The 23,283-nt window shown below is 38.7% G+C and carries 21 protein-coding genes and 3 tRNA genes; 11 read left to right on the top strand and 13 right to left on the bottom strand.

What is annotated here, in order from left to right; translation table 11 throughout:
• Positions 1 to 15 precede the first annotated feature (15 nt).
• The 4 genes from F981_RS13505 to F981_RS13490 all read left to right on the top strand — a co-directional run bounded on the left by F981_RS13505 (position 16) and on the right by F981_RS13490 (position 2,962).
• Complete coding sequence (locus F981_RS13505; protein ID WP_004722414.1) at positions 16 to 246, top strand: hypothetical protein; 231 nt, start codon at positions 16 to 18, stop codon at positions 244 to 246.
• A gap of 33 nt (positions 247 to 279) precedes the next feature.
• Positions 280 to 1,524 (top strand): diaminopimelate decarboxylase, encoded by a 1,245-nt coding sequence (gene lysA, locus F981_RS13500; protein ID WP_004722413.1) that lies wholly within the window; start codon positions 280 to 282, stop codon positions 1,522 to 1,524.
• 13 nt (positions 1,525 to 1,537) lie between these two features.
• Positions 1,538 to 2,383 (top strand): diaminopimelate epimerase, encoded by an 846-nt coding sequence (gene dapF / locus F981_RS13495; RefSeq protein WP_004722412.1) that lies wholly within the window; start codon positions 1,538 to 1,540, stop codon positions 2,381 to 2,383.
• Between the two features lie 240 nt (positions 2,384 to 2,623).
• Positions 2,624 to 2,962 carry a DUF7832 domain-containing protein gene (locus F981_RS13490; protein WP_004722411.1) on the top strand — a complete coding sequence of 113 codons (339 nt, stop codon included), beginning with the start codon at positions 2,624 to 2,626 and terminating at the stop codon, positions 2,960 to 2,962.
• 259 nt (positions 2,963 to 3,221) lie between these two features.
• Here the strand turns inward: F981_RS13490 and F981_RS13485 are convergent, their stop codons facing one another.
• The 3 genes from F981_RS13485 to F981_RS13475 form a co-directional block, all read right to left on the bottom strand.
• Positions 3,222 to 3,599, bottom strand: a complete 378-nt coding sequence (locus F981_RS13485) for a VOC family protein (protein ID WP_004722409.1) — start codon at positions 3,597 to 3,599, stop codon at positions 3,222 to 3,224.
• Between the two features lie 256 nt (positions 3,600 to 3,855).
• The gene (gene lon, locus F981_RS13480; RefSeq protein WP_004722406.1) at positions 3,856 to 6,285 is read right to left on the bottom strand and encodes an endopeptidase La; all 2,430 of its coding nucleotides are present in this window, start codon (positions 6,283 to 6,285) and stop codon (positions 3,856 to 3,858) included.
• A 147-nt stretch (positions 6,286 to 6,432) separates the two neighbouring features.
• Complete coding sequence (locus F981_RS13475) at positions 6,433 to 7,017, bottom strand: 5-formyltetrahydrofolate cyclo-ligase (protein ID WP_004722405.1); 585 nt, start codon at positions 7,015 to 7,017, stop codon at positions 6,433 to 6,435.
• Between the two features lie 378 nt (positions 7,018 to 7,395).
• Here F981_RS13475 and F981_RS13470 point away from each other — a divergent pair, with 378 nt between their 5' ends.
• Both F981_RS13470 and F981_RS13465 read left to right on the top strand, forming a co-directional pair.
• Positions 7,396 to 8,586, top strand: a complete 1,191-nt coding sequence (locus F981_RS13470; RefSeq protein ID WP_224965497.1) for a putative solute-binding protein — start codon at positions 7,396 to 7,398, stop codon at positions 8,584 to 8,586.
• A 201-nt stretch (positions 8,587 to 8,787) separates the two neighbouring features.
• Positions 8,788 to 9,402 carry a YiiX family permuted papain-like enzyme gene (locus tag F981_RS13465; protein WP_004722402.1) on the top strand — a complete coding sequence of 205 codons (615 nt, stop codon included), beginning with the start codon at positions 8,788 to 8,790 and terminating at the stop codon, positions 9,400 to 9,402.
• A gap of 85 nt (positions 9,403 to 9,487) precedes the next feature.
• Here F981_RS13465 and F981_RS13460 read toward each other — a convergent pair.
• From F981_RS13460 to pyrC, 8 genes are all read right to left on the bottom strand, one after another.
• Positions 9,488 to 9,563, bottom strand: a tRNA-Glu gene (locus tag F981_RS13460).
• Positions 9,564 to 9,696: 133 nt separating this feature from the next.
• A complete protein-coding gene (locus F981_RS13455) occupies positions 9,697 to 10,596 on the bottom strand; it encodes a lipase family protein (RefSeq protein WP_004722399.1) in 900 nt (299 codons plus the stop codon).
• 132 nt (positions 10,597 to 10,728) lie between these two features.
• Complete coding sequence (locus F981_RS13450) at positions 10,729 to 12,153, bottom strand: amino acid permease (protein WP_004722397.1); 1,425 nt, start codon at positions 12,151 to 12,153, stop codon at positions 10,729 to 10,731.
• Between the two features lie 335 nt (positions 12,154 to 12,488).
• Positions 12,489 to 12,564 (bottom strand) — tRNA-Glu (locus F981_RS13445).
• Between the two features lie 270 nt (positions 12,565 to 12,834).
• The gene (locus F981_RS13440; RefSeq protein WP_004722395.1) at positions 12,835 to 14,262 is read right to left on the bottom strand and encodes an amino acid permease; all 1,428 of its coding nucleotides are present in this window, start codon (positions 14,260 to 14,262) and stop codon (positions 12,835 to 12,837) included.
• Between the two features lie 162 nt (positions 14,263 to 14,424).
• Positions 14,425 to 14,500: transfer RNA gene (locus F981_RS13435), tRNA-Glu, on the bottom strand.
• 20 nt (positions 14,501 to 14,520) lie between these two features.
• Positions 14,521 to 15,180 (bottom strand): ribonuclease T, encoded by a 660-nt coding sequence (gene rnt, locus F981_RS13430; RefSeq protein ID WP_004722393.1) that lies wholly within the window; start codon positions 15,178 to 15,180, stop codon positions 14,521 to 14,523.
• Positions 15,165 to 16,199, bottom strand: a complete 1,035-nt coding sequence (pyrC, locus tag F981_RS13425) for a dihydroorotase (protein ID WP_016539179.1) — start codon at positions 16,197 to 16,199, stop codon at positions 15,165 to 15,167. Before pyrC ends, rnt begins: the two co-directional genes overlap by 16 nt.
• Before the next feature lie 525 nt (positions 16,200 to 16,724).
• On the opposite strand from pyrC, the gene F981_RS13420 reads away from it, so the two are divergent.
• The 3 genes from F981_RS13420 to F981_RS13410 all read left to right on the top strand — a co-directional run bounded on the left by F981_RS13420 (position 16,725) and on the right by F981_RS13410 (position 18,910).
• The gene (locus tag F981_RS13420; protein ID WP_004722390.1) at positions 16,725 to 17,756 is read left to right on the top strand and encodes a L,D-transpeptidase family protein; all 1,032 of its coding nucleotides are present in this window, start codon (positions 16,725 to 16,727) and stop codon (positions 17,754 to 17,756) included.
• A 165-nt stretch (positions 17,757 to 17,921) separates the two neighbouring features.
• The gene (locus tag F981_RS13415; protein WP_004722387.1) at positions 17,922 to 18,503 is read left to right on the top strand and encodes a DUF4112 domain-containing protein; all 582 of its coding nucleotides are present in this window, start codon (positions 17,922 to 17,924) and stop codon (positions 18,501 to 18,503) included.
• Between the two features lie 53 nt (positions 18,504 to 18,556).
• A complete protein-coding gene (locus F981_RS13410; protein WP_004722385.1) occupies positions 18,557 to 18,910 on the top strand; it encodes a VOC family protein in 354 nt (117 codons plus the stop codon).
• Positions 18,911 to 19,108: 198 nt separating this feature from the next.
• Here the strand turns inward: F981_RS13410 and htpX are convergent, their stop codons facing one another.
• Both htpX and F981_RS13400 read right to left on the bottom strand, forming a co-directional pair.
• On the bottom strand, positions 19,109 to 20,014 hold the full coding sequence (htpX, locus tag F981_RS13405; protein WP_004722383.1) for a protease HtpX: 906 nt from the start codon (positions 20,012 to 20,014) through the stop codon (positions 19,109 to 19,111).
• A 314-nt stretch (positions 20,015 to 20,328) separates the two neighbouring features.
• Positions 20,329 to 21,180: a lytic transglycosylase domain-containing protein gene (locus tag F981_RS13400; RefSeq protein WP_409360506.1), complete on the bottom strand. Its 852-nt coding sequence runs from the start codon at positions 21,178 to 21,180 to the stop codon at positions 20,329 to 20,331.
• 538 nt (positions 21,181 to 21,718) lie between these two features.
• Between F981_RS13400 and ttcA the strand changes: the two genes are divergently transcribed.
• Positions 21,719 to 22,627 (top strand): tRNA 2-thiocytidine(32) synthetase TtcA, encoded by a 909-nt coding sequence (ttcA, locus tag F981_RS13395; RefSeq protein WP_004722379.1) that lies wholly within the window; start codon positions 21,719 to 21,721, stop codon positions 22,625 to 22,627.
• A gap of 225 nt (positions 22,628 to 22,852) precedes the next feature.
• Positions 22,853 to 23,236, top strand: a complete 384-nt coding sequence (locus F981_RS13390; protein WP_004722377.1) for an SCP2 sterol-binding domain-containing protein — start codon at positions 22,853 to 22,855, stop codon at positions 23,234 to 23,236.
• Positions 23,237 to 23,283: the final 47 nt, after the last annotated feature.

The following is a 23,283-nucleotide window of genomic DNA, read 5'->3' as shown; positions in this document are numbered from 1 at the left end:
GAAATAGGTGAACAAATGCGTTTTGCAATTTGTGGCATCGGTTTAGTTTTAGCAAGTACAGTGTTGGTGGGTTGTGGTCAATCAGGCAATTTGCAGTTGGCAAACAGTCAAGACTATGACAAACGTGCCAAATATTTGCTTTATTCAAAAGATGCCAATAAAGCTGCCCAAAGCAAGGCAAAAGTGCAAGATCAGACAGCCGTTGCAGATCAGTCTGTGCCAGCGTCTCAAGCCACTTCAAACTAAACCTAATTACACTTTCATTGAAAGGATAGATTCATGAGTTTCTCCCGCATTCATGGGGTATTGCATGCAGAGCAATGTTCTTTAGATCAACTCGCGCAGCAATATGGCACACCGCTTTATGTTTATTCAAAAGCAACTTTTGAAAAGCATTATTTGGATATGGATCAGGCATTTAGCTTTATCGATCATCAAATTTGTTTTGCGGTGAAGTCAAACTCAAATCTTGCGGTATTGAATGTATTGGCAAAATTAGGCTCAGGCTTTGATATTGTCACAGGTGGTGAGCTTGCGCGAGTCCTTGCCGCAGGTGGAGATGCTACAAAAATCGTATTCTCAGGTTTAGGCAAACAAGAAGCAGATATTCAAAAAGCCCTAGAAGTCGGGATTGCGTGCTTTAATGTGGAATCCCATGCTGAGCTTGATCGTATTCAGAAAGTTGCGGCAAGTTTAGGCAAAAAAGCTCCGATTTCGTTACGGGTAAACCCAGATGTAGATGCAAAAACACATCCTTATATTTCGACAGGTTTAAAAGAAAATAAATTTGGTATTCCATCAGATTCAGTTTTTGAAACCTATCAATATGCAGCGTCTTTACCCAACCTTGATGTGATTGGGATCGATTGTCACATTGGTTCGCAATTAACTGAAACACAACCTTTCGTAGATGCGCTTGACCGCGTCATTATGATGATTGCAAAATTGAAAGAATTGGGCATCCAGCTTAAACACATCGATATTGGTGGTGGTTTAGGGGTGACCTATAAAGATGAAACACCGCCAAGTGTTGCTGAATATGCCAATGCAATGCGTCCAGCTTTAGAGAAATTAGGCTTAAAAGTCTATATGGAACCGGGGCGGAGTATTTCAGCAAATGCTGGGGTATTGGTGACGAAAGTTGATTTGTTAAAACCAACCAACTATCGTAATTTCGCGATTATTGATGCTGCAATGAATGACTTGATTCGTCCATCGCTTTACCAAGCGTGGATGGACATTCAAGCTGTGGTATCGCGTATAGATGTTGAAGCAAAGACTTGGGATATCGTGGGCGCCATTTGTGAAACGGGCGATTTCCTTGGGAAAGAACGTGAACTTGCCATTCAGGAAAATGACAATCTTGCTGTTTTAGGTGCAGGTGCGTATGGTTTTGTCATGAGTTCAAATTATAACAGCCGTGGTCGTGCTGCTGAAGTCATGGTCGATGCTGACCAATCGTATGTGATTCGTAAGCGAGAAACGATTGAATCACTTTGGGAAAATGAAAGCTTATTGCCTTAAGGAGCCATTTTAAATGTTATTAGAATTTACCAAAATGCATGGTCTGGGCAATGACTTTATGGTGGTTGATTTAATCAGCCAGCGTGCATTTTTTGATGCAATGACCATTCGCCGTTTGGCTGATCGCCATTTCGGGATTGGTTTTGATCAACTGTTAATTGTTGAACCACCAGATTTTCCCAATGTTGATTTCAAATATCGTATTTTCAATGCTGATGGTTCAGAAGTAGAGCAATGCGGCAATGGCGTACGTTGTTTTGCACGGTTTGTTTATGAACGTCAGTTGACCAATAAAAAGCGTTTTAAAGTTCAAACCAGCGCTGGTATTGTCGAACCTGAGTTGGGTGAAAATGGTTGGGTGCGCGTCAACATGGGCTATCCAAAATTTTTACCCAATGAGATTCCATTTCTTGCAGAAGAGCCAGATGCATTGTATGACATCGCATTGCAAGATAATGAATTGCTGACTATTGATGTGGTCAATATGGGCAATCCACATGCAGTGACAATCGTTCCCGATGTTTTAACTGCAGATGTTGCCAAAATTGGTCCTCAAGTGGAAGCACATGCACGTTTTCCGCAACGAGTAAATGCAGGCTTTATGCAAATTGTTGATGAAAAGCATGCGCGCTTACGTGTGTTTGAACGTGGTGTGGGCGAAACGATGGCATGTGGTACAGGCGCTTGTGCAGCCGCAGTCTCTGGAATGCGTCGTGGCTTACTGGCCAATAATGTCGAAATTGAGTTGGCTGGTGGTAAATTACAAATCGAATGGAAAGAAGGCGATGTGGTTTGGATGACAGGGCCGACGGCAACCGTTTATGAAGGTCGTTTAGATTTACGTTATTTCCAAGGTTGATCTGCTTTTCTTTTTACAGCTTAGAGCAAAGCCCTGAATTAATTTCAGGGCTTTTTTATCCTAACTGCTTAGTTTTTGGATTAAAAAAGACCAGATAAATGTTTATACTGTTTAGAGATCTAAATAAATAATCACAAGGAAAAATAAACAATGGCAATAGATCGTATTGATTGGCATGGCGAATCCGCAGAGCAAGCAGGCTTTCCATATGAAAATGGTGGAACACATATTTGAATTTATTTGGCCTGGATTATCAATAACCAATTGGAAGGTGAGTTTCACCAAGAAGAAAGTGCCGATGAATTAGAACAAGTACGCACACGTCAAATGACTGGACGACAGTTTTTGATCAATATGTGTGATGAAAAATTTTGGGAAGAAGATTTAAATGAACAAGGCTTTGAGTTTACCCAAGCCTATTATGAGAGCAATCAATATTTTAAAGATTATGATGAAATCTTAGTTGATGCTAGAGGTTTGACAGATACTTATGCTGTGGATGATACATGGGACAATTATGATTTGATGGCAGTCGTGATTAGTCAAAAATATGCACAATGGCAGCAGAACCGGTCATAACTCTATGCGCTTTAAGCCAATAAATACTTTCTCTAAGATAAGCTTTTGTATCAGTCTCGAATTTACCCATAAAAAAACACAGTCCAAAATGGGTAGGACTGTGTTTTAACGTAGATCTGTCTGGAGACCAAATCAACGTTAAGTAACCACACTTACAGCGCGCATACTTGTATAATTTATATATGAGGATACTTGTGTATTTTTCAACCAGTCTAGTTGCCAATTTTAAATTAGCAACAGTCGTTATGTTCACTCACCATTAATTCATTGAATGAATACCAAACATATTGCCTTCAGTATCAATGGCTAAAACAATATGCCCATGAGGCCCAATCGACATTTTTGTTTGATGAACTTGACCACCAGCGGCTGCTACTCGGGCTTCTTCAATGGCACAATCTTCACTACTGAAATAGACAATTGTACTGTTTCCACCAGCAGAAATGCCTTCCATTTTAACCAATGAGCCTGTTGCGCCGTATTGGCTCATATCCGATGGAAATGTCCACATTTCCACCGATGAATCGTTTGGATCACTAAGTAAACTCAGCTCAGAACCAATCACCGTTTGATAAAATAATTTTGCCCGTGCCATATCATTGACATAGATTTCGAACCAACACACTGGATTTGACATAAACGTGTCCTTTTATTTTGCTGTTATCGGTTTTATAACCATACATGGCTGTATTTATAAGCTTAAGGGCAGTTGAGCCTTTAAACTCTATTTTTAGACTTTATTGTGATTAGCTTATGACAAACTTAACTCAAGCGTAGCTGTATTTTGTAAATAAGTTTATTTTTTAATCAATATTCTAAGGTAAACTTAAAGAAACAATAGATTATAAACATAAAAAAAGAACGCCGAAGCGTTCTCTTTTTCGATCATTGGATCAATGACGTGCAGCTTTTTTGCCTTCATCAACCGCTTTAACGATTGGTGCTTTGACCAATGGCGTAGGTTGCTCAACCAAAGCAAGTGGAAGAATCTCATCGATACTTTTCACAGCTTTAATTTCCAAACCATCTTTCACGTTCTGAGGAATTTCAGCTAAGTCACGAACGTTTTCTTGTGGGATAAACACCAGTTTAACGCCACCACGATGTGCTGCTAAAAGTTTCTCTTTTAAGCCACCAATACGCATTGCTCGGCCACCTAAGCTGGTTTCACCTGTCATTGCAATATCAGGACGAATTGCAATCCCAGTGAATGCCGAAACCAGAGCAGTGGTTAATGCCAAACCTGCAGATGGTCCATCTTTCGGTGTCGCACCTTCAGGTAAGTGAACGTGTACGTCAGTTTCTTCAAAACGAGAAGCTTCAATACCCAATTCATCAGCACGTGTACGAACCACAGTCATTGCCGCAGTAATCGACTCTTTCATTACATCGCCGAGTGAACCCGTGGTAATAAATTTACCTTTACCTTTTACTGCTGCAACTTCGATAGTCAATAACTCACCACCGACAGAAGTCCATGCCAAGCCATTTACACGACCCACTTGAGCTTCTTCTTCCGCCATACCGTAATCAAATTTATGCACACCTAAATATTCAGGTAAGTTTTCAGCAGTGACATCAATATGTAAGTTTTTCGCTTTCTTACTGACTGATTCTTTCACCACTTTACGTGCAATCTTCGATACTTCACGTTCAAGGCTACGTACACCAGCTTCACGGGTATAACGACGCACAATGTCACGAATCGCTTCTTCATGAACAGTCAATTCTTTGCCACGCAAACCATTGTTCTTGATTGCTTTTGGAACAAGGTAACGATCAGCAATATTGACTTTTTCGTCTTCGGTATAACCCGGTAAACGAATTACTTCCATACGGTCTAATAAAGCCTCAGGAATATTCATGCTATTTGCAGTACAGATAAACATTACTTCAGACAAATCAAGATCAAGATCTAAGTAGTGATCGTTAAACTTGTTGTTCTGTGATGGATCAAGTACTTCAAGCAGGGCAGAAGCTGGATCACCACGATAATCCTGTGCCATTTTGTCAACTTCGTCGAGCAAGAACAGAGGGTTCTTAACACCAACTTTGGTCAATGACTGCACAATTTTACCCGGCATCGCACCAATATAGGTACGACGATGACCACGAATTTCTGCTTCGTCACGGACACCACCGAGTGCCATACGAACGAATTCACGACCAGTTGCTTTGGCAATTGATTCCCCGAGTGAGGTTTTACCAACACCAGGAGGACCAACTAAACAAAGGATTGGACCTCGAAGTTTTTTCACGCGTGATTGAACTGCTAAGTATTCAACAATACGTTCTTTGACTTCATCCAAACCATAGTGGTCTGTATCTAAAATTTCCTGAGCTTTTGCTAAGTTAATGCTGACTTTGCTGGCTTTATTCCAAGGCGTATCTAAAATAGCCTCGATATAGTTGCGTACAACAGCAGCTTCACTTGACGCAGGTTGCATTGCTTTGAGTTTACGGAATTCATTTTCAGCTTTTTTACGCACATGTTCAGGTAAATCAGCTTCCGCTAAACGTTTTTCAATTTCAGCAACATCATCTTCCGCACCACCATTCATATCGGAAAGTTCACGCTGAATGACTTTCATCTTTTCATTGAGGAAGTATTCGCGTTGGTTCTTTTCCATTTGGCGTTTTACAGAGTCATGCAATGTTTGCTCAATCTGTTGTTCTTCAGATTGTTGCAATAAATAAGTCATTAGCTCTTGTAAGTGTGCTTCAAACTCATCGTGCTCTAGGAATTTTTGTTTTACATCGATATTTAAAGGTACACGGGTTGCAACAAAGAACAACAATTGTAATAAATCGTCGATTTTATTTGCTGCTGCAATCAATTCACGTGCATTACGTAATTTGGCTTCTGCATACTGTGAAAACAGTGCACGTAATTCTTCTACACGTGTTGCTTGAGTATCTTTATCTACAGATATCGTCATTGGGCTTAATGCATGTTCAGCCGATAAGTATTCATCATTGTCGATGATTTCAACCAGCTTAGAACGATGTAAGCCTTCAATCAGTACCTTGATACAGTTTTCATCATTTTCATGATTCACAACTTGTACAATCTTCGCGACGGTACCATATTGATATAAGTTGTCGTGATCAATTTCTTCTGTAAGCGAATCTTTTTGCGCAACTACAAATACTAAATTGTCACTGTTACGAGCCACATCAACTGCATTGATCGATTTTTCACGACCCACAAATAGCGCAATTTGCATATGTGGGTACACAACCACGTCACGCAACGCTAAAAGCGGTAATACACTTGGAACCTGTGGCTCTAAGTTTTCTTGATTCATAATAATCTCAGACATGGGCACTCCTAATGAGTGACAACGGTGTTGCCATGTTTTTTATAGTGATGTGTATTTCAAAAATTACAAGGGCTTTGCCAAATAAAAAGTTTAAAAAATCGCAAGTATCTGATTAACAAATAAACCTATTTGCATTTATTGGTCAATTTAACGGCGAAAATAATAGGTTTTTGCTGGGGTAATTAAGCTATCTAAGGGCTGATCCCATGGGTTTCTTTTTAACTCGTGGGTGAGTAACTGAAAATTATGCGCTAAACCGAGTCGATGTGGGCGGTGTGCAGCTGATGCAAGCGTTCGATCATAGAAACCGCCTCCCATGCCCATACGGCTACCTTTTAAATCACAAGCCAATAAAGGCATAACCACCAGATCGAGTATTGAAATATGTTTAGCACGACTTGCCATGGGCTCTAACATCCCAAGACGATGTAAAGAAAAGCGTCGATTGCGAAACTGCCGATTTGATATTTTGACCCAAACCAGTTTTTTGTTCATATTACAGATCATGGGCAAATACACGGTTTTTCCAATCGCACAGCAATATTCGATAAGCAATTTGGTTTGAATTTCACCAAAAGCATCTAAATATAATCCGATTTTCTGCGCATTGAAAAAATGGTGATGGCGTAGCATCTGTTTAAAGCATTGCAATTCAATGACCATTTGTTGATTGCGGGTCAGCTTTTGTCGTTGTTGTCTTAAAGATCTACGCAGTTGTGAATTTTGATCCATGTTTTGAATGCTAAAACTAAACTGTTGCCAGTATACAATGAAATGATAAACAGCATTTATAACGAAATGATCAAGATGTTATTTTGATTATCTTTTATTCACTAGAGTTTGCGATAAATGGGCGGTTTTAAGCTATTATGCTAATCGTTTGATAAAACAAGATTAAATATTGATGTTCTACATTTTAAGTCCGGAGTATCTATTCTGACAAATGTAGGATTTTGCTCAGTCAATTGCAAATGAAAGTACTTCAATTAGGCTGAGAAGAAATTCACGTGAGTGATAATTATGGATAAGCACGAAAATAAACAGGAAAACACCATGCAAAGTCAGCTAAAACAACAATCTCATACCTTGTCACGACGGTTTGTTATCTCAATGCTTGCATTGGCAAGCAGTTTACCGCTGATGAGCTATGCCGCTCCAGCAGCGCCAAAACTGGATCTTGAGTTATCTGCACATTCAAAGAATAAAATTAAAACCTTAATGAATGATCCAAAAGTTTGGCAACAGATTCCCAAAACAGTCACGCTGTGTGTGTATTCTCCTGATGGCGCCAATAGTGAAGCTTTTGAACAAGCGACCAGTTATATCAGTGAACTGCCACGAATTACACAGATTGCTAAGGAATTTGGGGTGGATATGAAAATTACCCGTCCAACCAAATTGTCGATGCATATTGATTTAAATTATCCAAAATTAAAGAAAACCGCTTCTACGGATATTAATTTAAGAGTTTATACCGATGAACGTGTATTGACTGAGGATTTCCGCAGTAAACGCTGTGATGGTGCTGGAATCAGTAACATTCGTGCACGTCAGTTTAATCCGTTTGTCGGCAGTATTGATGCTATTGGGGCAGTACAAAACTATAAGCAATTAACCACCGTGATCCAGTTACTTGCACGGCCTGAGTACGATGCAAAAATGGTCAATCGTGATTATGAAGTGGTGGGGATTGTTCCTTTAGGTGCTGCGTATATCATGGTCAATGATCGCCGTATTGATACCTTATCAAAAGCAGCAGGGAAAAAAGTGGCAGTCATGAACTTTGACGGTACTCAAAAGAAGTTGGTGCAAAATGTTGGTGCACAACCTGTTTCAGTTGATCTATTAACTGTGGGTGGAAAGTTTAATAACAAAGAAGTCGATATTATGGCGGGGCCTGCTTTGTTATTTAAGCCTTTAGAATTGAAAAAGGGTATGACTGATAAAAATGGTAATGTGGTCGGTGGTATTATTCGCTTTCCTTTGATACAGGTCACAGGCACATTAATCATGCATCGGAATAAGTTCCCTGCAGGTATGGGACCAATCGCACGGGAAATGATTTCTAAACAACTCAGCCCAGCATTTCAGTTTGTCGATAAACTAGAGCGAGAAGTTCCAGATAAATATTGGTTTGATATTCGTGAAGCGGATAAACCGGGCTATATTAAGATTATGCGTGAAGCACGTATTCAGATGACCAAAGAAGGCTTCTATGACCCAACAATGATGAAAATTTTGAAAAAGGTTCGATGTGGTCAAACCCCAAGTAGTTTTGAATGTGCTTTAAATGATGAATGATTGGGTTTTGCTCTTGTCTTGATGAGGTATATAAGTCAAAAGCAAAATCACAAACAGCTGATGTTTTTGATTTGAATTAAAAGCTAAAGGAGCAAAATGAAAGTTTATTTTGCTCCTTTTTTATCGCAAAGTTTAGGCAATGCTTTACTACTCTGTTAGATTAAATCCAAGTTAAAGAAGATTAAAATTAAGATTTAAACGATGTTAAAAAAACCATTCAAACTCTTGTTTCTGAAAGTGTTGTTTTGCGTTAATTCGGTATATGCCGCAGAGTATCAGACAGGAGATATTATTTTTCATAGCTCTAAATCTGCACAAAGTCTTGTGATTCAAAAAGCCACCCATTCGCCATATAGCCACATGGGAATGATCGTGATGAAACAAGGTCAAGCTTTGGTTTTGGAGGCGATTCAGCCTGTGAAATATACACCGCTTCAACAATGGATCAATCGCGGTGTAAATAAAGCCTATGTCGTAAAGCGTTATCAACCTCAATTAACTGCAGAGCAACAGCACAAGTTAGTCAAACAGGCCGAGACTTATTTAAATAAACCCTATGATGTTTATTTTGAATGGAATGATGACGCAATTTATTGCTCTGAAATTGTATGGAAAGCTTATCAATACGCTTTAGGAATAGAATTGGCGCCCTTGGAAAAATTACAAAGTTTTGATCTCACAGATCGAAGTGTTAAAGCACTTATGCGACAACGCTATGGACAGCATATTCCATTGCAAGAAACTGTGATTGCGCCAAGTGCAATTTTTAATTCAAAGAAACTGAAAATGGTTGACTCGGTTGCTGGCTTGAATTGATTGGAAATATAGCAGGCATAAAAAAACCTGAGTCATTATGCTCAGGCTTTTTATAAGAAGCGGTATATACATACATTCTTGAATGTGGCGACCCTACGGGGATTCGAACCCCGGTTACCGCCGTGAAAGGGCGATGTCCTAGGCCTCTAGACGATAGGGTCGTTTCAGAGGTGGGCGTATATTAGGGTGAATACTGGCAGGTGTCAAACTTTTTTCCACAATAAAAACTGAAATTGCGTTTATATGGATAAAAACAAAGCAATATGAGCAAAGTGGTTAAAATTAAGACCATTATTACGGCTTGGGGTACACAATGGGATCTAAAATATTTTTAATCACCGCAGGATGTTGTAAGTAGCCTGCGATTTGATGAGAAGTATGAATAAACGTTGAAATCGCGGTATTTAAAATCGCGGGTTGAAAGTCAAAGGGCGCGTTGATCAAAGGAAAAGCAGTTAAAAAATCATCTGGTGAATAGAAATTATGCCAATCACCATTTAGACAATTTGGTCTTTTGATTGGTGGTGCCAGTTTAGACTGAATCACTTTAAAGGCGAGTGGTGAGCCTAAGGTAATAAAGCGTTGTATCTGGTAGTTTGTTTGCAGCTGTTGTAAAAGATTATAGGCAATCACGGTTCCTAATGAATGCGCAACGATAATATGCGGTTGATCGGGTTCTAAGCTAGCGAGTATCCGTTGATGGACTTCATCCATAAACTGAGGATTGGCGAGGTATAAATAAGTTTCGATCAGGAATTTATGAATCAGACTTTCATGAAGTTTTGGAAAATTATTTAAAATTAAAGAGAACTCTTTGAGCGCTTTATCTTTTAACAATTGCGAAGCCAAATACAAGCGGTTGGACAGTTTTAAGTCATGTTCAGGCATGAAGTAGGGCAGTATTGGAATTGCGGGAGGGATATTTGAAGTTGTCGTTGGTGACGTTGTTGTATGTTTATGAAAGTGAAAGTTTACCCATGATTTAGGCAGAAAGCTTTCTAAGTCAAAGCGATTGCTTAATTGGTGTTTACTGATTAAATCGCCATAAAAAGCCAAGCGAATATCTAATTGTGCTGTTGAAATAGGCAGTTTAAGTTCATCGATTCCCTGTTGAAGAATATCAATCCAATGTTGCTTTAAACTCTCAGCATTATAATTCTGCTGGTTCATACCATGAATAAAAATAATCTTCATTGGGGTTTTTTATAGATTGTTATGTTTAACTATTAAATTACGAGCTTAAACTGATTTTGACTATCTATGAATGTACAAAAAGTGTAGCCAATGGCTACACTTTTTGCTTAGGCATGATCAGTAAGATTTTGTTTAGGATTGTGATTGATCTTTATATAAGAATGCGTAGCTGATATAGCAAATCGCAATAAAGATTAAACAACAAATAAAGCCAACTACCATCTCAGGGTCAAATACCATACTGATACAGGTAATTAAACAGAAGATAAAACCTAAGATCGGCACAATTGGAAACAATGGTGCAGCAAAGCCTAATTCAGCTTTGGTATGACCTTGTTTGTACCATTGACGTCTAAAATTAAATTGGCTCAGACAAATACTCATCCACACCACAACCATGGTAAACGCAGCCACACCCAACAAGTTTTTAAAAATAGTCTCAGGTGCAAATTGTTCTGAAAGCAGACCAGGTAACGCACCGAACATGGTGACAATCACAGCAATATATGGAATACCGCGTGCATTGACTCTAGAAAACATTGCTGGAAGCTGTTTCTTGGCTGAGAGCGACCACATCATACGTGATGCCGCAAATAGCCCTGAGTTGGCCGCAGACAACAACGCAGTGATGATCACAAAACGGATAATGTCTTCTGCGTATGGAATACCAATATGATCAAATACGGTAACAAATGGGCTGCTACTGACCCCTTCAGCATGTAATCCTGCCATTTGGTGAGGCAGCAATGCACTAATTACGATGATAGTACCAACAAAGAAAATCAATAAACGCCAAATAGCAGTATTGATGGCTTTAGGCACATTTTTCGCGGGATCTTCAGTTTCACCCGCAGCAACGCCAATCAACTCAGTGCCAGAGAAGGCAAAGTTCACGATTAACATGGTGGTGAAGATTGGGAATAGACCTTGTGGGAACCAGCCTTCATCGGTCAAATTACTAAATAACGGTGCTGAAGTATGTCCCTGATAATTTAAAATACCAAAAATTGCCAAAAGGCCAAAAAGAATAAAAGCGATTACCGTGATGACTTTGACCAAAGAGAGCCAGAACTCAGATTCGGCAAACCATTTGGTTGAACTCATATTTAAGCCAAACACGATTGCTGCAAAAATCAGCGTCCATAACCACATCGAGATATGCGGAAACCATTCTTGCATTAACAAAGCCGCAGCAGTAAATTCAGTGCCTAGTGTTGCTGACCATGTTAGCCAATACAGCCAAGTAACGGTGTATCCGGTACCTGGACCAATGTATCGTTGCGCATAAGTACCAAACGAACCAGACTCAGGCATATGAACAGCAAGTTCACCTAAGCACAGCATCACCATATAGGCAATTACACCGCCGAGGATGTAAGAGATAATGGCACCAATCGGACCGGTTTGTGAGATCACCTCACCAGAACCTAAAAAAAGCCCTGTACCGATTGCACCACCAAGCGAAATCATCACCAAGTGACGAGTACTCATTGCTCGTTTGAGTGGTGAAGAATTAGATGATACCTGAGCATCATTTTGATTTGGTGATGACTGCATAAGCTTCAGATGGAAATAAAACAAGAAGCGCGCTATTTTAGCCCAATTCATAAATAGTGCAATGATTGAGTGTTGCTAATGCTCAATAAGCAATACTATAAATCACCGCGATTTTATGGTTTTTATAAATAAATATTTAAATCAATTATTTATATTTAACTCTGCACTGATTATTTTAAATTAAAAATCCAGATTATTGATGAAAAAACAACCTTTTAAATATGAAGGGATGGTGGTTTTTAACTGCTTTAAAATACGATAGATATAAAAAAGCCTGAGTCGTATTGCTCAGGCTTTTTTACGAGAAAGTTTTATTTTAACAACCTTCTCAAATATGGCGACCCTACGGGGATTCGAACCCCGGTTACCGCCGTGAAAGGGCGATGTCCTAGGCCTCTAGACGATAGGGTCGTAATGAGGTGATGCGTATATTAAGGATAAAAGACATTTTTGTCAAAATGGATTTATCGAAAAAGCGTTTAACTGATGAATCTATAAGCGAATCATCATGTATTTGTTTTTAATTTAGCCAGAAAGCTATTTTTTGTTTTTAGAAGAATCCAAATCAAATAAAAACGGCTTGATTTATATATGAATCACTTAAAAATTATGCTGCGGATTAAAAGCCTAAAATAGAAAAGCCCGTATGAATACGGGCTGATCAGTGATTTACAATGCGACTTAATTTTTCTGATGATAAAGCCAGTAATAAGTTGCATAACATCCTGCCATAAACACTAAACAACCAATAAAGCCAGAAAGCATTTCCGGATCTGCTGCCATACTTAAACCGGTTGCGGTACAAGTGATAAAGCCAAGAATTGGTACAATGGGATACCACGGCGTTTTAAATTTTAAATCAGCCAGTGTTTTACCGCTGGCTAGCCATTTACGACGGAAATTAAACTGACTCCAGCAAATACTCATCCACACGATAACCATGGTAAATGCTGCCACACCGAGTAAGTTTTTAAAGATCACATCTGCGCCAAATTGCTCCGACAGTAAACCGGGTAAACCCCCAATCATGGTCACAAAAATTGCAACAACAGGGGTACCTGATTTGGTCAGTTTGGAAAAAACTCGAGGTAATTGTTTTTGAATTGAAAGCGCCCACATCATACGAGATGCCGCATATAGTCCTGAATTAGCAGTGGACAAAAGCGCTGTAATGATCACAAAACGCATGATGTCTTCTGCGTAAGGAATTCCAATCAAGTTAAATACAGAAACAAAGGGACTATTACTGATCCCTTCACCATGCGCGGCTAGGCCAGCATCTTGATAGGGTAATAATGAACTGATGACAATAATGGTACCAACAAAGAAAATCATTAACCGCCAAACCGCAGCATGAATTGCTTTCGGGACATTTTTTTCAGGATTTTCAGTTTCACCAGCAGCAATCCCAATCATCTCAGTACCATTAAAGGCAAAATTTACAATCAGCATGGTGGCAAAAATAGGAAATAAACCATTGGGTAACCAGCCATGTGCGGTTAAATTACTGAATAAAGGTGCAGTTTCATGCCCATGGAAGGGAATTAATCCAAATATTGCGGTTAGGCCGAGTAAGATAAATACTAGTACCGTTGCAACTTTAACAAAAGACAACCAAAACTCGGACTCTGCAAAAAAGCGTGTTGAGGTTAGATTGGAAATCAAGACGGCAACAATAAAGACTAGGGTCCATAACCAGATGGAGGTTGTTGGAAACCATTCCTGCATCAGCATGGCTGCTGCGGTAAATTCAGTCCCCAAGGTGGCAGACCAGCCAAGCCAGTACATCCATGACACCATGTAGCCTGTACCCGGTCCAATATTTTTAGCTGCAAAAGCACCAAAAGATCCGGTCACAGGCTGATTGACGGCAAGTTCGCCTAAGCACAGCATTACCATATAGGCAATTAAACCACCGATAATATAGGCAATCACAGCGCCAATCGGCCCAGCTTGTGCAATCACTTCACCTGAACTTAAAAATAAGCCTGTACCAATCGCACCGCCTAATGACAACATGATCAGGTGGCGTTTGGTCATGGATCTTTTTAAGACAATAGTTTGCCCATCAGCGACAGTGTGCTGATTCGATTGATCAGGTGATTGCATATTTGATGTCATTGAACTTTAAAGAGATATTTTAGATTAAAATGCCAAAATAGACAAAATAAAATAAACCATCAGCTTCTAAAGTCTAAAGAAAAGGGATGAAATAAAATAATTGAATCAAGAAGATCAAAAAAAGAGAAAGGAATTATAAGAATAATTAGATGGCGACCCTACGGGGATTCGAACCCCGGTTACCGCCGTGAAAGGGCGATGTCCTAGGCCTCTAGACGATAGGGTCGTTTAGAAGATGGCGATATCTTATTGATCCGCCACCAAATTGTCAAGTAAGTGAGGTGCGAGTTTGTTCAAAATATAGCAAAACAGTTCAGCCGTCTTTTGAGTATCGTACAAGGCCGAGTGAGCCTCTTTACCATCGAACTCAATTCCAGCTTGAATACATGATTTAGCCAAAACAGTTTGACCAAACATGACCGCACTTAAAGTCACAGTATCAAATACAGAAAAACTATGAAAAGGGTTTTGATTTTTACTGCCAGTTCGCGCAATTGCAGCTCTTAGAAAGCCTAAATCAAAATGGGCATTGTGTCCGACCAAGACCGCATGGGTACAATGTTGTTGACGACGTACTTCATTAACCGCCTTAAAAATACGCTTTAATGCGGTTTTCTCGTCTTCAGCCATTGCCATACGCATTGGATTAAATGGATCTACACCAATAAAGTCCAAAGAGCGACGATCTAAATTTGCACCTTCAAAAGGATTGATGTGCGCATGATGTGCTTCACCTGGAACAAATTTTCCTTCAGCATCATACACAATCGGGATGCATGCGATTTCAAGCAATGCATCGGTATCTGCATTAAAACCTGCTGTTTCAACGTCAACCACAACGGGTAAAAAACCACGAAAGCGTTGTCCAATCACAGGTAATGTTTCAGTTGTCACACCTTTCTCCATTGGATGGTTTTTCCAGCATAAAGTGGAATAATGTGTTCACCATCCAAATAATCTAAACTTTCAGGGATTACCTGATCTTCTTTGACAAGGGTAATCTTATTTGTGTTGCGAGGCAAACCATAGAAGTCTGCACCAAACATACTGGCAAAACCTTCTAGGCGTTCGATTTTGTTGACTTGATCAAAAGCCTGAGCATAAAGCTCAATTGCTGTAGGTGCACTATAGCAACCTGCACAACCACATGCATTTTCTTTGGCATTTTTAGAATGTGGCGCACTATCAGTACCTAAGAAAAACTTAGGACTTCCGCTAGTGGCAACTTCAAGTAAAGTTTGTTGATGAGTTTGACGCTTTAAAATCGGTAAACAATAAAAGTGCGGTTTTATACCACCGACCAACATATCATTACGGTTAAACATTAAATGTTGTGGTGTGATCGTCGCAGCAACATTACGATCTTGTTCAAGCACAAAATGCGCGGCTTCACTGGTGGTAATATGTTCTAACACCAATTTTAATTGCGGAAATTGTTTCAGTAACGGTGAAAGTACTTCGTCTAAAAAGCGTTTTTCACGGTCAAAAATATCCACATGCTGATGGGTAACTTCACCATGTAATAGTAATGGCACTTGATGTTCTTCAAGCTGTTCAATCACTGCATAGACTTTACGAATGTCACTGACACCATTATCCGAGTTGGTTGTTGCACCAGCAGGATAGAGTTTAATTGCATTGACGAATTGAGACTCTTTGATTTTGCGAACTTCATCTGGAGAAGTATGGTCGGTAAAATACAGTACCATACGTGGGTCAAAATCAACCCCTTCAGGGACATGTGCCATAATACGGTCACGATAAGCATTCGCTTCATCTACAGTTTTCACAGGTGGAACGAGGTTCGGCATACAAATCGCACGGGCAAATTGTTTGGCTAGATCTGGAACTGTACGTTTTAAGGCAAGACCATCACGCAGGTGGGCATGCCAGTCATCTGGCTGAAGCAAAGTGATCGTATTCAAGGCAATTCTTACTGACAAAATAAATGAGATGATAATCTATAACACTTTAAAATGATAACAGCTATTTCTAATCAATAATTCAAATTAAATGATTAAAAACAAATCTAAAGCTTATATTTTGTTCGGATTGGTCATGTATGTGTCATGATTGGGTGCTAATGCTGAGTAGAAAATCTACAACTGTATAACATGGTAATGATTTTCAATTGCTTATTTTGAATTTATTTTAAAATTACCGTTTTTAAATGATTAAATAGTCAAAATGTACTATTGCATATTTTTCTTAAAAAATGATAATAAAGTCATACAAAGATAAACTTCGAACATACATAACTTTCATTTTATGAATAAACACGCTATTGACCTTATACAATTGTGTTTAAAGCCTTGAGAATATAAATAATCGGCTCAAGGTGTGTGTGACGTCGCTTTTATTGTTCGAGATCAGTATACTATGTATCTGTAATACAATAGTTTATTAGATAAGTACATCAATTATAATATTGAGTTAATAGAGAGCTTTATATGGGCAAGTTTCTGCCAAACCTGATTTGCATCATGTGTCTTGTGGGTTTAAATATTCAAAGTCAAATTTTTGCCAAACAAAATGTTAAAGCTGATAAAAGTCAAGAAGCGATAAAAGCGGACTTAAAACAAGATTGGTCAGTCAATAGTATCAATACAGCCAATTGGTCAGAAAATATTGGCAGAGGACAATTCCCCGTTTATGCCCGTGCACAAGTGATGCTCAATAATTTACATGCTTCGCCTGGGCCAATCGACGGTAAAAGTGGCAAGAACTTTTTAAAAGCACTTGCCGCGTATCAACAGATTAAAAGTTTACCAATTAGTGGTGAACTGGATAAACAGACTTGGGACAGTTTGTTAAAAAATCAAAAAACTGCAGCGTTTGGAACTTATCAAATTACTGCCGCGGATATTAAAGGACCTTATGCCAAAGCAATTCCGCGAAATTATGCCCAACAAGCAAAAATGCCGGGTTTGTATTACACCCGTGTGAGTGAAATGTTAGGTGAAAAGTTTCATATTGATGAAGACTTTCTTAAACAACTCAATCCAAAAGCTAACTTTAAAAAAGTAGGCGAAACTATCAATGTACCGATCGTACGTAATGATTTGCCTGAAGGTGTGGCCTTAATTATTGCGCATAAGCCTGCTCGACAACTTTATTTATATAATAGTACAAATCAAATGATTGCATCTTTTCCTGCCACAATTGGGGGTTCTGGTACACCATCCCCGAAAGGGACGCATAAGGTCATTAAAGTTGCACCAAACCCTGTCTATGGTTATAACCCGAAAAACTTTGTTCAAGGGAGCAACCGTCAAAAGCTGGCATTACCGCCTGGCCCAAATGGTCCTGTTGGTAATATGTGGATTGCTTTAAGTAAACCGACATTTGGTATTCATGGTACACCGAATCCTTCATTAATTTCAAAGACCGCTTCTCATGGTTGTATTCGTTTGACCAATTGGGATGCCAATGATTTAGGTCGCAAGGTTCAACCGGGGACCGTGGTTAAGTTCTTAGATTAATCCCGTTGTATATCCGAAAAGGCTGAGTACTTTAAAAGAGGGCTCAGCTTTTTTTATTGCGTAGATAAAATTTTGCTACTGTAAATATTAAACTTATACACAACATACTGAATTTATTGGGTATGATCAATTTAACTTAACCATGTCAAAAAAATTGAAATCTTTATGGGTACAGAAAAAAAATTATCTACTCAAGAAGTCATTAAACTTGAACGAGATTTGGCTAAATTTGCCAATATGATGGATTCGGTGGTACGTATTCCATTTACCAAGCAAGGGGTTGGGGCTGATGCTGCACTCAGTACCATACCGATTGCTGGTGATGTCGCGGGTTTTGTGCTGACTTGCTATGCAGTTTATAAAGCCAAACAGATTGGCGTGCCTCAAGCTAAACTCAATGGGGTATTAAAACTGGCTGTGATTGACGGCGTTGTGGGGTGTATACCGATCGCTGGAACTTTATTTGATATTTTTATTCGGCCCAGTCGTAGAGCTTTAGACGTTGTACATGACCATATTCAAGAAGAATATCAGATTTATAGCGATGATCATGTGGTTCACCCATTTTTACATGAGAAGCTAGAACAAAAGCAACAGCATTCCGCATTTTGGCGTAATCCTGTCATTGCTTGGATTTGGATTCATATTCCCGATATTTTAGGCTTGATTGTTTTAATCCTGATTGGACTTGCGATGTGGTTTGGCGTAAATATGTTGTGGGATTGGTATCAAAGCTATCGTGCTTAAATTCCAACATTGAATTGATTTGAAAATGTAGATATTAAAATACAGAGGTGATCATGCAAGATTATATTTCGGCAAACCTTCCTGCTATTGATTTTGATCATACTCGTAAATTTTATGCATTCTTAGGTTTTCAGTGTGATTATCAGTCCACAGAATGGATGATCTTAAGTAAAGACAGTTTGCTGGTTGAGTTTTTCCATCACCCCAATTTAAATCCAAAAGAATCATGGTTTAGTGCTTGCTTAAGAACACATGTCTTGAAAGATCTGTTTCATTTTTGGCAAGGTTTAGATTGGGCACAATTCCCAGAAGCACGAATAACTGAAATTCAGTATCTCGAAGAAATTGATATGTTTTGTGTGATTGATCCAAATGGGAGTTTAATTCGTTGTATCCAGTTAGATTAATCCCTCAAATTGGTATTGGTATTGGTATTGGTATTGGTATTGGTATTGAAAGAAAGTAAGAAAGTAAGATAGATAGAAATTGCGCGGTAAATATTGGATAAAGCAAAAACTAAAATATGATGTACCCATAAACAAAGCCTCCATATTGGAGGCTTTGTTTTTCTATGAGATCACTACGATTGAGCGAGCGTGTATAGATTAAGGTAAATTGAGTTGGCGTAAAGCGGCAACACGTTGCTCGATGCTTGGGTGAGTTTGGAATAAAGCAGCCAAACTAAAACCTTGCTCTTTACCTTCTGCGATCGCAAAAGCTTTCATTTCTTTCGGCATTTGATCTGGCATTTCAGATTCAGCCTGTAGACGCAATAAAGCGGAAATCATGGCTTCTTTACCTGCAAGTTGAGCTCCAGCTTCATCTGCACGGTATTCACGATAGCGAGAGAACCACATTACGATTGCCGAAGCCAATATACCGAAGACGATATCAAGCACGATGGTAATTGCAAAATAAGCAAGTCCAGGCGCTTCACCATCTTGACGGCCAAAGATATTACGGTCAATAAAATCACCAACCACACGGGCAAAGAACATTACAAAGGCGTTCACTACACCTTGAATAAGGGATAATGTGACCATGTCACCATTGGCAACGTGACCAATCTCATGCGCAAGCACGGCACGCAATTCATCTTTGTTCATGCGTTCAAGCAAACCTGTTGAAACCGATACAAGTGCATCGTTTTTATTCCAACCTGTGGCAAACGCATTCGACTGATAAGATGGGAAAATACCAACATCTGGCATTTGAATACCAGCACGTTGTGAAAGTTGAGCAACCTCTTGTAATAACCAAACTTCGGCTTGGTTACGAGGAGCATTCGGGTCAATTAATTCAGTACCTGTGGTTTTTAGCGCCATCCATTTGGACATAAATAGGGAGATTAAAGAACCTACCATACCAAACACTAAACAGATGACCATCAGGTTGCCTAATTTAAGACCGCCAGCGCCGTAGTAACTACCAACACCTAATAATGATAGGATAATGCCAGCTACAACCAGTACCGCGAGGTTGGTTAGCAAAAACAAACCAATCCGCATCATGGAGAGAATCCTCTTATAAATAATAAATAATATGATGTATTAAAATAAATCATGAAATTCAATATGAGGTTTAGATGATTAAAATTCAAGAATAAGAGGGAAAAATCTAGCTGGCAAAAATGATAAATTCAATTGAAAGGGATAGTGGATAAAGAATTTATTTAAAAAAATAGGCAAGTTAAAAAAAGATTCTCTGTATTAGAGAAAACATTATTTTTTTCAGCAATTTGTTGAAAATATGTAATTGCACAAATTACGTGCTTTATTTTCTATTTCAATAGGGCTCTTTATTGGATTCTAAGTGCAGATAAGCATTAGTTGCCAATGGTGATTTGTGCTGTCGCACTGGCATGTGCTGTTGAATAAGAACCCGCAGGTGCATCTGTGTAAGTCCCATCAGAAGCAATAATAATTGGTCGAGAACTATATTTTACTGGTTGAATATTTGAACTGTTGCTGATTTGTGGTGTCGGCTCGACTTGATTGGAGAAATCATTTTGATTTGATTGGGCAATGATCTGTCCAGTACTGGTTGAAGTGCCAATATTATTTGCAGATAAATTTAAACCACCAGCATAGAGGTTGTTTAAACGACTGGTGACACGTTTGACATAGTCTTGGGTTTCACGGAAGGGGGGAATACCGCCGTATTTATCTACATTCCCTTCACCAGCATTATAAGCCGCTAAAGCTAAATTGGTATTGCCATTAAAGCGTTTCATTAACCAACTGAGATATTTGGCACCACCAAAAATATTCTGCTGTGGATCATAAGAGTTGGACACATTGAAGCGACGAGCCGTTGCAGGCATCAGTTGCATTAAACCTTGCGCACCAACAGGAGAACGGGCATTGGTATTAAAGCCAGACTCGGTATGCATCACTGCTTTGATTAAGCCTTCAGACACACCATGCGTCTGCGCAGCTTGACGGATAATACTATCAAAGGAATTTTTACTTTTACTATAACTCGGCAGTACTGCAGATTCTGAGCTGCCCCAATTGCTATAACTATGAATATTACTGTCTTTATAATAAGTCACTTTGACTTTTTGCAGTGAACGATCCGAATTTTTGCGATTGGTCAGTAAGGTTGTCCCATTTTGGTCTTTGTAGAAATAAATTTGACCTGCAAACGTTTGCGATGTAAATGAGGCAAAGCTCATACACCCTAAAATAGACACTAGCGAACCCGTAATTAATTTTTTCATTTTGTAGTAATTAAAATATTTCCCCAATTTTTGGGAGTTTAACAAAGTTATTGAACAAGAAAAACTATGAATTGAGTTTTAACAATACAATCGCGAAAAAGCAAGTGCTATTTGTTGGCATATTAATCAAAAAAAATTTTATATTTTTTTTAAAATATATTTATTGACTATGTTAAACAATTGAAAAATATATATAAAATATAATGGTTAAAAAATGATCAATCTAAAGAGAATGCCCATCATTGCGTGAGAAAACTTTGTCAAGCCCCAAACAATCCACAATTTTATCCACAGGTTTTGTGGAAAACTGTGGAAAAGTCCAAAAGATAAGCACTTCGGCTAAAAAATGAACTGAGCCGTCTATTTTAAATGTGGAAATACGACAGGAAGATGACCAGATAAAAATTGATGCAAAATAAAAAAATCTTTAGATGCGGTTAACGTTCAAATCAGATAAAATTGCCCAGTATTTTTTTATGGGTTTATCTCGTCTATGTACTCGCCAGTTGAGTCCGAACAAGGATTTAATTTTAAACCAGAGCTTCCAACAAGTTCAGCTTATTATCGTCTTTTGAAAAAACTTCGTCGTCAAGTCGGCCATGCAATTCGTGACTTTAAAATGATTGAGGAAGGCGATAAGGTAATGGTCTGTGTTTCTGGTGGGAAAGACAGTTACACCTTGCTTGATATTTTGTTGCAATTTAAACGTATTGCACCGATCAACTTTGATGTTGTCGCAGTGAACTTGGATCAAAAGCAACCTGGTTTTCCTGAAGATGTGTTACCGAAATATTTGGAAGAAAACAATATTCCTTATTATATTTTGGAAAAAGATACTTATAGCATCACCAAGCGTTTGACACCTGAAGGGAAAACTTACTGTGCAGTGTGTTCACGTTTACGCCGTGGTTCACTCTACGGTTTTGCGCAAGAGATTGGTGCGACCAAAGTGGCATTGGGCCATCATCGCGATGATATCATTGCAACGTTCTTCTTGAATTTATTCCATGGTGGTAGCTTAAAAGCGATGCCGCCAAAATTATTGTCTTCGGATAAAAAGAACATTTTGATCCGTCCTTTGGCTTATGTCGAAGAAAAAGACATCATCAAATATGCTGAAATTCGTAAATTCCCGATTATTCCATGTAACTTATGTGGTTCTCAGGAAAACTTACAACGTGCCATGTTAAATGACATGCTACGTGGTTGGGATAAACAATATCCAAAACGTTTGCATAGCATTTTTGGTGCATTGCAGAATGTTTCACCATCTCAATTGGCTGACCGTGATTTATTTGATTTTGAAAAATTGGATGAAGAACGTGAATTCGATATGAAATGTGATACGGAAGAAATGAAAAAACGTTTAGATGTTGTAAATCTTAGTTTTGCAGCAGATTGATCTTTTTTGCCAATTAAATGAACGAATCGGGCATTCATATTGAGATGAGTGCCTGATTTAAAAAAATAAAACGATAAAACCGATAAAACATGAACAGTCCGTACAAAAAACTTTAGCCCAAATTGAAATTATCATGCTATAACATTGGGCAAGCAAAACTGCTTCAACCTGATGTTGTCTGGATAGATAACACAATAAATTGAATAAATAATTTGAGGAATGAACATGCCTGCATTTTTAACTGATGATTGGTTTGCAAATGTTGAAAAATTAACTGCTGAAGCAGGTGATTTAAACTTACCACCAGCACTTTCAGGTTTAGCAATTAATTTGGTTGTTGCAGATGCAGATGGCAACACAGAGCTTGCTTTAGACGGCGGAAAAATCGTCAAAGGTAGTTCTGCAAATGCGAAAACAACATTGAACATGGATGCTGAAACACTTCGTAAAGTATTCTTAGAATTTGATATGGCTGCTGCTATGCAAGCATTTATGACAGGCAAAATCAAAGTTCAAGGTGATATGTCTCAATTGATGGCTTTACAAACAGCCAAGCCAAGCCAAGAGCAAAAAGATTTATTTAAGAAAGTATTAGAGCAAACTGCTTAATCTTTTTACAATAAAAAAGCTTACCCGAGAGTAAGCTTTTTTATTGC

Source organism: Acinetobacter guillouiae CIP 63.46, assembly GCF_000368145.1.
Taxonomy (GTDB): domain Bacteria; phylum Pseudomonadota; class Gammaproteobacteria; order Pseudomonadales; family Moraxellaceae; genus Acinetobacter; species Acinetobacter guillouiae.
This window is presented reverse-complemented; position numbering and strand designations above follow the sequence as displayed.